The organism is Sphingobacterium sp. DR205 (assembly GCF_011064245.1).
Classification (GTDB): Bacteria; Bacteroidota; Bacteroidia; order Sphingobacteriales; family Sphingobacteriaceae; genus Sphingobacterium; species Sphingobacterium athyrii.
Genome location: NZ_CP049333.1, coordinates 5,369,424 through 5,385,652, shown reverse-complemented (window position 1 = coordinate 5,385,652; position 16,229 = coordinate 5,369,424). Strand labels below are relative to the sequence as shown.

Genomic DNA, 16,229 nt, shown 5'->3' with positions numbered 1-16,229 from the left:
ATATATAAATGTTGTAAAGCCATACCGAAAGATGTGGCTTTTATTTTTATTGCGCAAACGCCATTAGAGCGGTCAATATTGATTGAGCTGTAATAAAAAATTAAAAATTATAGTCTATTCCAAAGCTTATGTACCGGGGTAAGAGCCGGTATTCGGTGGTGGATCGCGAGATGTCCGTGAGCATAGCGTTTCTGAAGGATCGGGTGTTAAAGATGTTTTTGGCCGTTATGTCAAAGCGGGTTTTGTACTTTTTGAGGTCGTAAAATACTGAAAAATCCGAAAAATAATAAGTTTGGGCCTCTTGTTGGGGCATAGTTCCAAATCGATAAACTTCGTTCTTGAGGCTCATCTGCAAATTGTCGCCAAAGCGCAAAAAGAGATTCAAGAAAGCTTGACCATTGGTCAAGGTGTTTGTTATACCTTCCGTGCGGTAGCTGTTGGTTTGCAGGAGATAACCTGTATATATATTGAAGCTGGATTTCCATGAACTTCTAAACGATAGCCCATAATCGTATCTATTTGTGCGGATTTGCCTGCGCCCTAAGCCGCTGACCAACGTCTCGTAGTCAGACCTGTTGAAGCCTACATTCAAGCGCATATTTCCGTTTAAGGGTTTCAGATAATAATTCAGTTCTCCTTTAAAATAGGTAAGGGTTTTGTTTTTGAGCATGTGCTGTTGCACGAGGTTAAAATTGGGGTTGAGGTCGCTTTCCGTTCCAATATAGTCAAACAAGATCTGATGCCCGATTTGAAGGTTGGCAAAAAAACGGTCGCTCATATTGCCGTAGGTGTACAGGAGTGTTCCACCCGAACTACTCATGGTAGCTAAATTATCCATACCTTTTACAAAATTGCGTACACCGATGGTGTAATAGTTAGGTATCAAGTCGGTAAGACTGGCGTTCTGCTGTTGAAAAAACAAATCGGTTTCCAGCCGTCCTTTGTGGTGTATTGCCCATTTGGCTGATAGTCCGGGCGAGAGCTGTAGGTTGTTTTTGTGTTTTTGCTCTTCAAAATTAATCAGCCCACTATATGCCATGCCCACTTGCAGCTGGGGAGTAACTTCCCAAGTGCGGTGTTTTACCGTGTATTTAGAAATAAGATTAGTCTGAAACAAACGGAGGGTCATTTCGTTGGCAAATTCTGGTGGATACATTATCGTTTTGCGTTCCGCTTCCGGGCCGGGCAGTAGCCGCAATTGGCTGTTGAGCTGCTGCTGCTGATAGGTTGAACTTAACCCGAGTTCGAAAAAATTGCCGTTTTGTTGTCGGCTGACATAATGTGTGGTAGCCCCCAGGTAGTGCAGGTTGTTGTCTATATGCTGTTGTACCTCACTCACCGAGTGGGGGCCGAAGAGGTCTTTGTAATAGTATTGATTGATGCTGTAATCAACCGGCGACTGCTGGTTGATGAAGCGTATAGAGCTCACCAGTGCTTTCCGCTCCGACAGTTTGTAGCTGTACGTTAGGTTGTGGTTGGTGAGGTAGCCTTTGTTTTTGGTGGTTTCTAAGCTAGCTATGTTATTAAAAAGCAGTGTGCCCACCTCATTGGTGTTCAGAGATCCCAGCGTACCAGTATAGTTCAGTGTGGTTTGTGGGTTGGGTTCGTACTGCACTTCCAGTTTGGTGAAATAATTGTCGATTTTGCGGGCAAAGTCATAATTTTCGGTGGTGGTAAATTGAATGTCTTCCAAGCTGTACTCCTGCACGGTATTGCGGTAAAATGATTTTTTTGTAGGGTTGGCAAATCCTAGCCATTTAATCTTGAATGCAGCTGTAGGGTTTAAAATGGTATTTAATGAGATGAGTCTGTCGTTGTTGAAATTCGTGCGCCGATAATCGAAGTTAGGCAGGTTGGGCGTATTGTCAATAAGGATAGGTGTTCTTACATCCACACCAATCTGGCCGGGTTCGTTGGCCGAACCAGACTGGATAAGGTGGTTGATGCTGCTTACGGCATCGTAGCCATTGTTGTTGGCGCTGGCCAGCAAGTAATATTTGTTGCGCTTGCCAAAATTCATGAGGTTGGCGCTTGCTTGGTTATATTTGGGGTCAATTGGTGAGCCCTGTAAACCCACCGAACCCAGCCACTGGCTTTTGCTATCAGCTTTCAGTTGCAGGTTAAGGGCTACCTTGTCCGAGTTTTCGATGCCTTTTAATTGTTTGTTGTTGGAATAGCGCTGCAATACCTGAATTTTTTCCAGCGGCTGCACGCTCATATTTTGTGTAAGCAGGCGGTAGCCTTTTTCAAAGAAATCGTCACCTTCTACCATTACCTTTTCCACTTCTTTGTTACCAATCTTGATGCTGCCATCGGTACCTACGTTGATCCCCGGAATTTTGCGCAGCAAATCTTCTACGTTGCGTTCATCGCCCTGTAAAAAAGAGTTTACCGCCAGTTCGATGGTATCTCGGCGATGTAGGTAGGGTTGTTTGGCGTGTACAATTACTTCTTGTAGCCGCTGGACGCCACCGACTTGCATCTGCACGTCAATAAGGGTGTCTGCTTGTGTCGGAGCAATGGCTAGGCTAAGTGGTTTAAAGCCAAGTGATTTGAATTGTAAAATGAATTTTCCGCTTTGCTTGGTCTGCAAGCGGTAATTTCCCTGGGCATCGCTAAAAGAATAGGTCAGCATTTGGGAATCGGCGGCAAGGCGCAAAGCAATGCGCACACCGCCCAGAGCTTCATTTTTTACGCTAACCCTGCCATGTATGACTACCTGTGCCTGTGCAAATAAGGGCAACAGGCATAGCCCGAGCCATCCTATTAACTGCTTAATTTTTTTCCCACTCATATACTTGCTCTACACTGCCACGAACTTTTTTGCGTTCCACGGTTACGCCTTCTATCAGGGGCATTTTACTCATCATCATGCGCATCCGCTCTTCGGTTTCGAGATCTTCTTTTTTTATGAAGCTCTCCAGGCTGAGTTTGGGCAGCGCATTCATGTATTTTTCGTTAACGGGTACATCGCCTGTGTAGGGGTATTCAATTTCTTTTAGCAACCAGTAGTGCGGGTTGGCCCCTTCGTTGTATAGCATGACGATAAGACCAGGCAGACCGCCAAATTTGTAGGGCCCGGCGGGTACCGGAATATCGTTGGTATAGTAAGCTACTAAGGTAGTACCACGGTAGGTGACGGTGGCCTTGTGGCATATATGTTTGCCCAGGGTATCGACATCGGTGTAGCTGGTGTTCCACGCCAGGGGCGGAAACTCGTCGCTAACGAGGTAGTTGCTGCCTTTGAACGAGCGGGTTTCGACCAGTTGGGGCGCATTACTTTTTTGGATAATGATGTTTCTGTATGTTTTGCCCATATCAAGGGTAACGGACATGCTGCCGCTCAGTTCTTCTTCACTACTGTTAGGGGCCTGGGGCTTGAGCTGCGGCAGCGAATCGCGAACGGACGTTTTTACCCCGTTCTGAAAATAAACCTCTTCCCGAAAAGTAGCTATGGGCGATAGCAGGTATTCGTACACTGCCTTTAGTTCTTGGCCATACGAAACTGTTGTAGCCAATAAAAATAGAAAGAATAGAGAGTATTTGTACATGATCGTTGGGTTTGAAAAAGCGAGGCCTGAGCCCCGCTTAAATTTTTGCATTTGTAATTCAATTGAAATATAGTTCTCAGACTATATCCCTAGTTCGCCACTTGCAAGCATATGTCTATAAATCGTTCTGCAGTTGGCGAAGAATCCTGAACAGGAATTTTCTACGTAAGTTTGCGAAGTGAAGGTGTCAATCACTTGGCCGCTGCTATTGTAAACATTTAGGGTATAAACACATTTTGTCAACATGCTTTTGCTTTCCTTTGACGCTTCGGTAACTTTAACCTTAGCGTTGTTTTTAGCTAGCTTGTAATTGGTTGTTTTTACATTTGCATTTTCTTTAGAAACTTTTGCACCTGTTCCGGCAAATGCCGCAGTTGATAACGTAGCTACTGCGAGCAGACTCATGACTAATTTTTTCATTTTTTTATATTTTTTTGTTTAACCATACATGCCTTTTTGGGACATGTTTTAATTATCTGGTAATAAAAGTAGGACAAGGAAACGAATTGATTTTGGCCGTTTGGTATTCGCAAAGGTTGAACTATTATTCGCCCTGACTTATTCGATTTTTAGTTTTTGTTAGACCCTTAAAGCATTGTACATATCCGAACAGTATGTTTAAAAACTGTTCGTATGCGCACATTTCCATTTTAGAAAAGCTCATTATAGAGTCTAGGAGGCATAAATAAGTTCATTGGGGCGACCATCCCACGTCGCGGTATGTGGCTTTTACTTTTAATGATATGGAGACAGTCGGTTGTCAAAGAATTGGGAATCCTACAACGAAGGTGATCTTCAAAAGGGACTATTTCAAAGAGACATCACATTCATATAATAGAAGTGGAAATATGTTGGATGATGTAGTTAATCTGCTGTTGGTTGATCCATTCCGATTATGGGAAACCAAAGTTTAGTTAGTCTGGACTTTTTAACACACAAAAATCCCCTGTTTGTACAAAAATGAACCATTTCTGAACAAATCAATACCATTAGCCTAATGGAGGATAGCTACTTTTGTTTACCGCCCAGATAAATTAACAGTGATTGAAACAAAGTGTTAACGTTTTAACATGAAGAAGAAAGCTGATAATACGGGCACTAAATAACCAGCTAATGTATGAGAAAATAGCGGGCTTAAACGTATTCTATATACGAGCGATGTAGCTTCATGATTGGATTTCTAAAATACGATAAATAGAGAGCGGTAGAGATAAAGACCTTCTCAGAGATGGAATAACAAATAGACAGATGATATTGAAAAGAATACCTAAAATTATTTTATTAGCCATATTATGCGCTTCTGTGTTGCTTGGCTTTAGTCAAAAAGATAGCGGTCAGAATGACCTGAGCAATGGCGATTATATTATTTTAAAACCCAAGTACGACGACCATTCGTTCCTACGCAACCCTTTAAATGGCTGGGTAATGTATGCCCCCCGTAACGCCGACGATACATATTGGGATATCGAATATTTTGTGCCGGCATTGGGAAAAAAAGTGAAGGTCATCGATTATGCTTCGACATGTTATGTGCGTACGAGCTGGTCTTCTCTGAACCCTAGTGATGGTGTTTATGCCTGGGATGACCCAAACTCCAAAATAGGAAACCTCATTAAAGGAGCACAAAAAAGAGGGTTACCCATTGCGCTGCGTATTGTGGTAGACGGTCGTGACCAAGGTCAAAATACACCCAGATTTGTGTTTGAAGCTGGCGCCAAGTATTATCTGGAAAATAAAAAGTATCCTGATAGACAGACCCCTATCCGCAGGATGCGGTATTTAGAAAATATTACAGCAAATTTATCACAGCTCTAGCACAAGAATTTAATGATCCTGATAAAACTTCTTTTATTGATGCCTATGGTTTGGGGAAATGGGGCGAAGCACATTTTGTAGTTTATGAAGATCCAACAATAGCAACTACCGAAAGTACCGAAAAAATAAAGGAAGAAACGTTGGATTGGGTAACCAATTTATATGCTCAAACCTTTACCAAGGTGCCTTTGGTTATCAACTATCATCGTTTGGTCGGTCATCCGGAAAGTTGGGGAGCCGTTAATCCAAATAGTGATCGCTTATTGGACAAAGCGATTGAGAAAGGTTATAGCCTACGCCAGGATGCTTTTGGTATGACAGGCTACTATCAGGATTGGGAAAAAGATTTTGCAAAGAAATGGAATTTCAAGCGTCCTATCATTATGGAGGGCGGTTGGATTATTGCTCCGGGTAAGCATCGTTACTGGAAAGATCCAAGTGGAAAATATAGAGAAGGGCACGATGAGGATGTGCGAAAAGGAGAATTTGACGCTTCGGCCGAAGCTCATGTCAACATGATGGATTTTAGGGCGGGAGGAGAAACCGAATCCTGGTTCAAATCCTTTGATCTCGTTCAACGGTTTAATACGGAAGGGGGATATCGCCTATATCCCCAACAGATCAAGCTGCCTAAACGTATTAAATCCGGTGCGGTAGCGCTAATTTCTCATCGTTGGCAAAATAGGGGCTGGGGCTATTTTCCTAACAATATTCCACAATGGAATTTCAAATATAAAGTCGCTTTTGCGCTTTTAGATGCCAAAGGGAATGCGAAAAAGATTTTTGTAGATCAGCAAAGCGAACCGTCTACATGGTTGAAAGATGCTACCACAGGTTACGAATTACATGCTAAAATAGATCTGCCTGCTGGAAATTACAGCTGGGCAGTCGCTATTGTTGATACCGCAATGAAAAATAAACCAGCAATTCAGCTAGCTCTTGATGAAGCTCCACAGGTTCATGGTTGGACAAAGCTGGTAACGTTGCAAGTACGCTAACTTAAAAACCAAATTGTTGTGCTTCCCTTTCTCATCAGCACTAATAATCGCTATGAATGTATTCGGTCGATGTGCCATGTTGAAAACGAGGAAATTTAGTGAATGTGCGACTTGCATTTACAATTTTATTAAGAAGTAAACCTATTATGATAAAGCTGAGCAATCTATATTTGATATTGTCCCTGTTTTTTAGTCTGATCACCGTTAAGGTTGTCGCGCAGCAAAACATGACCAATGTGTATGGTAGGCGTGTACAATCATTAAACGGAAAATGGGACGCCATTGTAGACCTATACGACCAGGGCAGAAAAAATAAAATCTACCTGAATAAAAAACCGGAAAGCAAGACCGATTTTTATGAATATTCCTTTGATAACGGTCTACGTCTGAATGTGCCTTCGGATTGGAACAGTCAGCTGCCTGAACTTAAATACTACGAAGGTACCATCTGGTATGGTCGAAAGTTTGACACAGTGAAAGAAAGCAATGGGAGATTGTTCTTATATTTTGGTGCTGTAAGCTATCGTTGCCGTATTTACCTCAACGGAGAAGAAATAGCACAGCATGAGGGCGGTTTTACGCCCTTTCAGGTGGAAATAACCGATGCGGTTAAAGAAAAGGATAATTTTTTGGCAATCGAAGTCAATAATACCCGGCAGGTAGATGCCATTCCGGCAATGGCCTTTGACTGGTGGAACTATGGCGGCATTACCCGTGATGTTTTTTTAGTAAGCACGCCAAAAGTTTTTATTGACGATTATTTTATTCAATTAGACAAAACCGAAGCCGATAAAATCAATGCTCATGTAAAGCTTTCAGATAAGCTGGCCAATTCTTCCATCACCATCGAAATACCGGAATTGCAACTTACTCAAACGCTCAGGACAGATGCTCAGGGAGAAATAAAGACATCATTTATAGCAAGGAAAATTATACGTTGGTCGCCAGCTGCACCAAAACTGTATAAGGTAAAGATTTTAAGCCAAGAGGATCAGATCGAGGAGGAGATAGGCTTTCGCAATATTGGGGTTAAGGGGGAAGATATATTTCTGAACGGCCAGCCTATTTTTCTAAAGTCCATTTCGTTTCATGAGGAAATACCGCAACGCAAAGGCCGTGCTTTTTCGCAGGCAGATGCAGTAATGCTGCTTTCAGAAGCTAAAGCTTTAGGTTGCAATATGATTCGATTGGCACATTATCCGCAAAATGAATATATCGTGCGGACGGCCGAAAAAATGGGCTTTTTGTTGTGGGAAGAAATTCCCATATGGCAGGGGATCGACTTTGAAAATGAATTGACCAAAGAAAAAGCGGGCAAAATGATGCGCGAAATGATCTCTCGAGACAAAAATCGCTGTGCCCTCGCTTTTTGGGGGGTAGCTAACGAAACCCAGCCGTCCGAACCTAGAAATAATTTTATCAGGCATTTGATAACAACCTGCAAAAGTATGGATACCACCAGACTGGTTACCGCCGCTTTTGATTTGGTCCGTTTTCAAAAAGAGAAACAGGTATTTGTCATGGACGATCCTTTTGTTAACGAATTGGATGTAGTAGCCGTTAACAAATATATGGGCTGGTATCATCCCTGGCCAATCACCCCTGATAAAGCCAGATGGGAAGTGGCAAGAGGAAAACCGTTAATTATTTCTGAATTTGGGGCAGAGGCGTTGTACGGCAAGACCGGCGATGCAGATGTTGTCAGTTCATGGAGCGAAGATTACCAAGCAACCTTGTATAAAAATAACCTCGAAATGTTTAAGCATATTCCAAACCTGCGCGGAACTTCGCCCTGGGTACTTTTTGATTTCCGTTCGCCATTCCGTTTTCATCCGATCAACCAAGATGGCTGGAACCGCAAAGGATTAGTATCAGATCAAGGCTACCGAAAAAAAGCCTGGTTTTTAATGAAGGAATATTATGATAATAAATAAGACCTCAATCCTTGCACTTCCAAAACAGAACCTAAAGAAGATTATCACAATGACACTTGTTTTTTCATCGTCGCGTACAAAAATATTTAATAAAAGAATGAAAGCACATAAAAAATCGAATCACAAAATGGACGAATACAAGGTAAGTATATACAAATACGCTAAGATGCTATGCTTACTGGGGCTCTTCGTGCAAGCAACCCTATTAAGAGCGCAAGATGTCATCGATTTATCGGGTGCTTGGGGTTTCCAGACCGATGTCATGGATTTCCGTAGAGGTTCGTTGTCGCCGCGCTATAATCACGTTTTACAAGAAACGATCAAACTTCCTGGCATTACCGACGATTATCAGATAGGATATAAAAATCCGTATAAATACATTGACCGTCTGACCCGAAAATACGAATACATGGGGCCGGCATGGTACCAACGGGATATCGAAATCCCTGCCGACTGGAAAGGTAAAAAAATATTCCTATATTTTGAACGCACCCACTGGTTAAGTTCAATTTATGTGGATACCAAAGAAGTTAGCAGCATCGATTATGTAAGTGTACCCCACAACCACGATCTTACAGCATTTGTAAAGGCCGGAAAAACGCATCGAATTACAGTCTGTATCGATAATAGGTTTCAGTATAATACCCATAAGTGGAACCATGCACATACCGAATTTACCCAAATTAATTGGAACGGTATCTTAGGAGAGATGAAATTAATGGCCATCGATCCGGTTTATTTGGAAGACCTTCAAGTTTATCCCAACATAACTGATCATTCCATAAAGGTAAAATTACAGGTAAATAATGTGACTAAAAAACAGGTAAAGGGCAAGGTTTCCTTTGCTATCGCTGGAACAAACTACAGCCTTAAAAATGAAATCGCATTAGTAAGTACCGATTCGATCACGTATGTGGAGACGAATATTCCCTTGGGTAAACAGATTAAACTGTGGGATGAGTTTAACCCCAATCTCTATCGGATCAGCTGTCAGTTGAATACCTCCGACGGCAAAAATAGCTACCGACATGAAAAATCGACGACCTTTGGTATGCGTGAAGTAAAACAAGGGAAAAACCATGTGTTGCTCAATAATCGCCCTATTCATTTACGAGGCAACGTAGAAAATGCAGTGTTTCCAAAAACAGGACATGCTCCGCTCGATGATGCCTCTTGGGAACGGATTATGGTGCTGATGAAGGAATACGGGATGAACCATTTACGTTTCCATTCCTGGTGTCCCCCTGCGGCGGCCTTTCGCATGGCAGATAAACATGGAATTTACTTTGAGGTGGAGATGCCCATGTGGGGCAAAGATGCGGAACCTGACGAAGCCAGATATAACTTCTTCCGTAGGGAAATTAAGGCTATTTTGAAAGAGTACGGCAACCATCCTTCGTTTATTTTGTACTGTAACGGCAATGAAATTACCGGCAACTTCGATTTTATCGAAGAACTGACCGCCGAAGGCAGAAAAGCTGATCCACGACATTTATATAGCGGTTCTACGGCTAGAACACGGGTCAAATCGGATCAATATTACGTATCCCAGCAGACCAACAAGGGGCCTGTAAAGGTTTACGAAGGTCTACCCGGTACCGACTGGGATAAGAATATGGAATCTGATGTAGATGTTCCTGTGATTTCGCACGAATCGGGACAACGATGTATCTATCCGAATTTTGATGAGATAAAGAAGTATTCCAACAGCCCCGTTGAAGCGCGCAATTTTGAAGTATTTAGAGATCTGCTGCAAAAAAATGGCATGCTGGATCAAGCGAACGATTTCTTTCGGGCATCCGGTGCACTGACCGTACTGGAGTACAAGGCCGTGATCGAAGGCTTGTTGCGCTCCGGTAAATCAGCAGGCTTCCAGCTCTTGTCAATGAACGATTTTCCTGGACAAGGGTATGCTCCCGTAGGAATCTTCGACCCATTCTGGGATTCTAAGGGGCTGGTTACCGCCGAAAAATTCAGGGAGTTTTGTGCGCCGACAGTCGCTCTATTGCGATACGATAAAAGTAGTTATTTCAATACCGAAACATTTAAGGGAAAAGCCGAGGTCTATAACTTTAGCAATTCAGCCCTTGAAAATGCCAAAATTAAATGGTGGTTGACCGATACAGCGGGCAGAGTATTGCAAAAAGGATCGCTGAAAAAGCAAACCATTGCCAACGAACATGTATCGCCAGTGGGTGAATTTGAGATTCCCCTAAAAAACATCAGCAGCCAGAAGGTTACGGTTCATCTTGCAGTTAATGATAAGATTAAAAACAGCTGGGACATTTGGGTATATCCAAAACATCAAAATCTGATGCAGTCTACAGATAAAGTATTATACACCGATATTTACGATGATGCGGCAAAAAAACAGTTGGCTCAAGGCAAAACAGTTGTTTTTTATCCATCGCCAGCCAGCGTAAAAGGTCGAAAATCAATGTTTCATAATCATTTCTGGAACCCCATTATGTTTGCTTGGGCACCGATGACGATCGGTAACCTGGTCCATCATGAACAGGCCATGTTTAAGGATTTCCTTACTTCGTCCCATACCGATTGGCAATGGTGGGATATCCTGAACAATGCAAAAGTAATCGAAATGCAACATGCACCACAAAAACTGCGTCCCTTTATACAGGTCATCGACAGCTACGATAACAACCAAAAATTAGGTATTGGTTTCGAAGCAAAGGTGAATGGCGGGAAACTGCTGTTGCTGGCATTGGATACAAAAACAGATATGGATAAGCGTCCGGCCACCCAGCAGTTGTTGTACAGTATTGATAAATATGTGAATAGCGATAAATTTTCGCCGCAGGTACCCTTGGACGAAACTTTTATTCAATCATTTTTAACGAAATAAGGAAGGTTTAAACGATGTTAAGAACAGTTGTATTTCCGATGATGACGTTTCTTTTAGGCCAGACCCTAATGGCACAGGAAATTATATTTGAGCGAAAAGCTCCTGTATCCCAAGTTTATAAAGAGGCGGTGGAAGCCGAAGATGCATTGCCCATGAACGATTTGAACATCGAATTTGGCTATGTGCTTTATCAGACCGAGATAAATATAGATACCGAAAGTAAAGAGCTGGAATTGGAAAACGTACGGGATTATGCCGTGGTCTATGTGGACGGCAAGTTACAGGGTACCCTGACAGATCAGGATAAAACGTTGATCATCCAAGTAGATCCGGGCAATCACACACTCCAATTTTATGTAGAGAACATCGGGCGGATCACCTATGGACCAGAAATTACGGATAATTCAAAAGGGCTGTTTGGCAACGTTACCTTAGATGGAAACAACATCCAAAACTGGAAAATGGTTCCCCTAAATGTACGCAATTACCCAATAAAGGATTTGGTGTTTGAACAAAACCCAGGCACTGATACACCCGGTTTCTATCAAGGTCAATTCGATTTCAATCATCCTCAAAATATGTATCTTAATATGACCGGATGGGGAATGGGAGAGGTATGGTTAAATCAACGGTATTTGGGGTCTTACTGGGAAGAAGAGAAGCAACAATCAATATTAATTCCATCTGAAAATCTAGTGACCGGCAAAAATGAACTTGTGATCTTTGAACTCAAAAACAATCAACAAAAGAAAATAAGTTTGTCTCCAACCCCTATTTTTAAGTAAATAGGAGTTACGGTTTTAGGATGTATCTGAAAAAGAGTAAAAAGGAACGTATGTCGAAATTTTGACACAGCCCTTTGGATAATTAAAAGAGAATCGTAGCTTAAAGAAATGCTTGTCTTAATAAAATACAGCTCGGCATTTTGACAGTAACCTAGCAAGTGGAAAAATTTTTGATTGAACTTAAACAGCTTTAGTAGGATTGGTAAATGAATAAATACAGTCTGGTCATATGTTTCATTGTTTTTTTTGGACAATCTGTTCTCGGTATTGATCTCTCGAGGTACAGATTTCACCTTATGCCCGAAACTTCGTATTACGGCGGTATACAAAGCATTGCAAAAGACAGCTTAGGGCGTATCTGGTACACCGGTCCCGATGCGCTATTCATGTACGATGGCAATAGCTTTTATCAGTTAAACGATATCGTTTCTGCGATCAAACCGAAACAGAAATGGGGATACGGTTCGTTAATCCGGGATAAAAAAGGAAATCTATTTTTAGCTTCGGGCCACGGCTTATTAAAATTTGATTACGAGCGATTTTCTTTCATAGTCGTGGTTCCGGGAAAAATCCGATCATTATGTGTACATGGTGATGGCCAGCTTTACATGCTTTCAGACAATAGTGTACTTCGTTATCATCCACAAGATGGAAAAACAGAAAGCTTTTTATTGCCCAAAGACAAGTCTTTCCAAAATATATTGAGTACCAGCGACCATGTGTTTTTAACGCAAGGCGCGATCATCTACAAAGTAGAAATGACTAAAAAAAGCCTGGTCCGGTTTGCGGATTTTGGCAGTACAACCAATCAAGTGAACGATGCGATCGCATACCGTGGCTCCTATTACTTTTTGACACAGCGGGACGGGATCCATGTAACAGATTTGACAGGCACCTTAAAACAGAAAATTCCCGTAAGCATGGGAGGGAACCCATCTGTTTTAACCAAAAAATTGTATGTGGACCACACTGGGGTGATCTGGGTGGCTACGCAAGCTGGATTATTTCTTTATGATCCCGCCAATGAGAGCAGCAGCGCCTTGCAGATGAATCTCAACGATGCTTATTCATTGCCTAATAACTCGATATGGACAATCTATGCGGATCCGGACCAGGGGGCCTGGATAGGTACCTACGGTGGTAAAATTGCCTATTGTTCGCTCTACGACTCCAGGGTACGCTACTTTAAACCCAGTCCAGGAGGTCTAAACCATCCCATTGTCAGCAGCTTTCAGGAGGACCATCTGGGAAATATATGGATCGGCACCGAGGGGGGGAGTCTCAATTATTGGAATAGAGAAAAAGATCAGTTTAGTCGCCCTGAGCAATCGCAGGGCAGTTCTTCAAGCCCCAATATGATTAAACGCCTGAAGTTTGATGGCATGAGCAAAAGCCTATTGATTTCGGCCTACAATGGTGGTATTGGCCGTTATGATGTGGTCAATCACCATTTCAACAGTTTCGATTTTCGCTCTCCGGAAAGCAGGCAGCCGCTTACGGTTTATGATTTTGTAAACGACAAGGAAGGTACCTGGTGGATGACAGATCCCGATAAATCATTTTTATATCGCAAGAAGCCACTGGGTCCGGTAGAAATGGTGAGCGTCATCGACGCTACTGGGGGGAAATTGAATCTGGAAGTCGAAGCATTATATGTGAATAACCAAAATCAGCTCTGTTTAATTAGCCATCAAGGTTTTTTTGTTGTAGATGCCCATACCTTAAAGGTGTTGAAACACTACCTGGTCAAAGATGCCTCCTATTCTGCAAATTACCTGTGCAGTTATACACTCACCTCGAATGGCGAAGTCTGGTTGGGAACATTGGGCAAAGGTGTAAATGTGCTCAAAAAAGATGGAACATACATCAATTATAGTGCAAGTAGCGGATTTCCGGCGAAAATGGTATTTGGCCTATTAGAAGATAACGCCACGAAAAATGTTTGGTTAAGTACCAGTGATGGTCTTTATTGTTTCGATCGGAAATCCAAAAAATTTGAGAAAGCCAGGTTCTACCAGGAAAATAAGATTGGTTCGTTTTACATTCATGCCGCTTACAAGACATCCAGGGGTGAAATGCTGTTTGGTGGCACCAATGGATTTCTGCTGTTCGACCCCGCATACCTCAATAAAAATATGCAAAAGCCAAAAGTGTTTTTTACAGGATTTTTGGTCAACAACAAATTAGTGAAACCAGATGAAGGCTCGTCAATTTTAGCCAAAGATATCAGTAGCCTTTCTAATCAAAAAGAAGATCAGATAAGACTCTCCAGTAACCAGTCTAATGTCGAAATCAAGTTTTCGGCAAATAGCTATCTTTCAGCGGATAAGAATCAGTTTGCGTACCGGATGTTGGGACTTGGCGAAGAATGGCAAATTAGTCATGCAGGTCAGAAATCTGTACAGTTTCTCAATCTCCCGGGCGGAGATTATACCTTCGAAATCAAGGCTTCCAACAATGATGGGCAGTGGGGCGATCAAATATCGCGATTGTATATCCACGTTGATCCGCCATTTTTCTTGTCCTGGTGGGCCTATTGTTTCTATGCGGCACTTGTTTTTGCCCTGCTCTTTTTTATTATGCGGTATTACAGCAATAAAAGAGTGTTTAAGGAGCGTTTGGCACTTGAGCGTTTAAAAGAACAGAATATGCAAGAGCTGAATCAGGCGCGTACAGACTTTTTTACCAATATCTCGCATGACTTAAAAACGCCGCTAACCTTGGTTTTACAACCACTTAAACAACTCAAAGAAACAATTGTGGCCAATGATACTGCTTTGGTTTACATGGATTTAATAGAGCGGAATGTCTCCAGAATACAGCGGATGATCAGCCAATTGCTACGTTTTCGCGAAATCGAAAGCCAAAAAATTACACTCAATCCGCAAAATGGCGATTTTATCAACTTTGTAAAGGATATATTTGGCCTATTTGAACTCTATGCCAATAAAAAAGGCGTTGAAACCAATATTTCGGCGCATAAGGACAGTTTATATGCTGCTTTTGATTATGATATTATCGAGAAAATATTGACTAATCTTTTCTCCAATGCTCTAAAGTATACACCTGACAATGGGTATGTGGGCGTACGTATCTATCCTGCTACAGCAGAAGAAAAAGAACGGTTTTCGGTGCTAAACCCAGAGGGGACAGAATATATCTCCATCGAAGTTTTAAATACCGGCGATTGTTTTTCCGAAGAACAGATTGCAACGTTGTATACCTCTTTCAATCGGCTGTCGTCGCATAGGCCAACTTTTGAAGAAAGTTCAGGACTAGGGCTTGCCATTGTAAAAGAACTGGTAGATGTGCTTGAGGGCAAAATATGGATGGTCAATAAGACCGATAAAATTTCATTTACCATTTCCTTACCTTTAAGAAAACAGGCCGGTTCAGGCGATATGCAGTCTAACGTGTATGATTATACTGTTTCTGAAATCGACGAGATTATCACGCAAGATACAGTAATGCCTGAAAGCGGATCTATCCCTATCAAAAAAACAGATAATATCCTGCTCATTGAAGATGATCAACAACTTCGTGTCTATCTGGAGCAGCGCCTGGCCGAAAAATATAATGTATATACGGCAAGTGACGGAGAAGAAGGCTTAACAAAAGCTGAAAAAATATATCCGCAACTCATTATTACCGATCTGATCATGCCAAATCGCAGTGGTTTGGAAGTCTGCCGTAGCCTTAGACAAAATTTTAAGACGAGCCATATTCCTATTATCATGATTTCGGGTACCGGAGATGATAATCAGAATAAAATAAAAGCATTGGAATATGGGGCCAATGTGTTTATTGATAAACCCTTTCATGTCGATTATCTCTTGCAACAAACAGAAACTATTTTAAGAAATCAGCAGGAACTAAAAGAAAAATACAGCAAACATATTCAGGTGGATCCCTCCAATGTTACCGTCACCTCCATGGACGAGGAACTACTGATTAAGGCCATTCAGGTCATTGAAGAAAACATTGACAATGCCAGTTATTCTGTAGAGGATTTTGTGGCTGATATGAACGTGGGCAGAACCATTCTCTATCAAAAAATACATGATATTGTTGGGATGTCGATCAAAGAATTTATTTTGAACATGCGCCTGAAAAGAAGTGCTTACCTGTTGGAGAAATCGGATTTGACCGTAGCAGAGGTTGCTTACCAGACCGGGTTTAACAATTCCAAATACTTTAGCGTCTGTTTCAAAAAGCAATTTGAACTGAGCCCTTCCGAGTTTAAGAAAAAGGTTTCCAGTGGAAAGAAATAAAAAGAACAGCCA

9 protein-coding genes are annotated in these 16,229 nt (G+C 41.9%); 6 read left to right on the top strand and 3 right to left on the bottom strand.

What is annotated here, in order from left to right:
* Positions 1-100 precede the first annotated feature (100 nt).
* Genes G6053_RS23050 through G6053_RS23040 form a run of 3 tightly spaced genes read right to left on the bottom strand, consistent with a single transcriptional unit; the run spans position 101 to position 3,971 of the window.
* Positions 101-2,794 (bottom strand): hypothetical protein, encoded by a 2,694-nt coding sequence (locus G6053_RS23050; RefSeq protein ID WP_165308658.1) that lies wholly within the window; start codon positions 2,792-2,794, stop codon positions 101-103.
* Positions 2,775-3,602 (bottom strand): GLPGLI family protein, encoded by an 828-nt coding sequence (locus G6053_RS23045; protein WP_165308657.1) that lies wholly within the window; start codon positions 3,600-3,602, stop codon positions 2,775-2,777. The genes G6053_RS23050 and G6053_RS23045 overlap by 20 nt, the downstream gene beginning before the upstream one ends.
* 30 nt (positions 3,603-3,632) lie before the next feature.
* A complete protein-coding gene (locus tag G6053_RS23040; RefSeq protein WP_165308656.1) occupies positions 3,633-3,971 on the bottom strand; it encodes a hypothetical protein in 339 nt (112 codons plus the stop codon).
* 828 nt (positions 3,972-4,799) lie between these two features.
* On the opposite strand from G6053_RS23040, the gene G6053_RS30825 reads away from it, so the two are divergent.
* The 6 genes from G6053_RS30825 (at position 4,800) to G6053_RS23015 (ending at position 16,217) form a co-directional block, all read left to right on the top strand.
* Positions 4,800-5,366 carry a hypothetical protein gene (locus tag G6053_RS30825; protein WP_241254815.1) on the top strand — a complete coding sequence of 189 codons (567 nt, stop codon included), beginning with the start codon at positions 4,800-4,802 and terminating at the stop codon, positions 5,364-5,366.
* Between the two features lie 50 nt (positions 5,367-5,416).
* Positions 5,417-6,364 carry a DUF4832 domain-containing protein gene (locus tag G6053_RS30820; RefSeq protein WP_241254814.1) on the top strand — a complete coding sequence of 316 codons (948 nt, stop codon included), beginning with the start codon at positions 5,417-5,419 and terminating at the stop codon, positions 6,362-6,364.
* A 146-nt stretch (positions 6,365-6,510) separates the two neighbouring features.
* Entirely contained in the window at positions 6,511-8,298 is a 1,788-nt protein-coding gene (locus G6053_RS23030) for a glycoside hydrolase family 2 TIM barrel-domain containing protein (protein ID WP_165308655.1), read from the top strand.
* Between the two features lie 97 nt (positions 8,299-8,395).
* On the top strand, positions 8,396-11,161 hold the full coding sequence (locus tag G6053_RS23025; protein ID WP_241254813.1) for a sugar-binding domain-containing protein: 2,766 nt from the start codon (positions 8,396-8,398) through the stop codon (positions 11,159-11,161).
* A 14-nt stretch (positions 11,162-11,175) separates the two neighbouring features.
* Positions 11,176-11,946: a hypothetical protein gene (locus G6053_RS23020; protein WP_165308654.1), complete on the top strand. Its 771-nt coding sequence runs from the start codon at positions 11,176-11,178 to the stop codon at positions 11,944-11,946.
* A 296-nt stretch (positions 11,947-12,242) separates the two neighbouring features.
* A complete protein-coding gene (locus G6053_RS23015; RefSeq protein ID WP_165308653.1) occupies positions 12,243-16,217 on the top strand; it encodes a hybrid sensor histidine kinase/response regulator transcription factor in 3,975 nt (1,324 codons plus the stop codon).
* Positions 16,218-16,229: the final 12 nt, after the last annotated feature.

Excerpts from the sequence above, each read along its gene's own strand:
- G6053_RS23040 (WP_165308656.1), bottom strand. The coding sequence starts at position 3,971 with ATGAAAAAATTAGTCATGAGTCTGCTCGCAGTAGCTACGTTATCAACT.
- G6053_RS23030 (WP_165308655.1), top strand. The coding sequence starts at position 6,511 with ATGATAAAGCTGAGCAATCTATATTTGATATTGTCCCTGTTTTTTAGT.
- G6053_RS23020 (WP_165308654.1), top strand. The coding sequence starts at position 11,176 with ATGTTAAGAACAGTTGTATTTCCGATGATGACGTTTCTTTTAGGCCAG.
- G6053_RS30825 (WP_241254815.1), top strand. The coding sequence starts at position 4,800 with ATGATATTGAAAAGAATACCTAAAATTATTTTATTAGCCATATTATGC.
- G6053_RS23050 (WP_165308658.1), bottom strand. The coding sequence starts at position 2,794 with ATGAGTGGGAAAAAAATTAAGCAGTTAATAGGATGGCTCGGGCTATGC.
- G6053_RS23045 (WP_165308657.1), bottom strand. The coding sequence starts at position 3,602 with ATGCAAAAATTTAAGCGGGGCTCAGGCCTCGCTTTTTCAAACCCAACG.
- G6053_RS23025 (WP_241254813.1), top strand. The coding sequence starts at position 8,396 with ATGAAAGCACATAAAAAATCGAATCACAAAATGGACGAATACAAGGTA.
- G6053_RS23015 (WP_165308653.1), top strand. The coding sequence starts at position 12,243 with ATGCCCGAAACTTCGTATTACGGCGGTATACAAAGCATTGCAAAAGAC.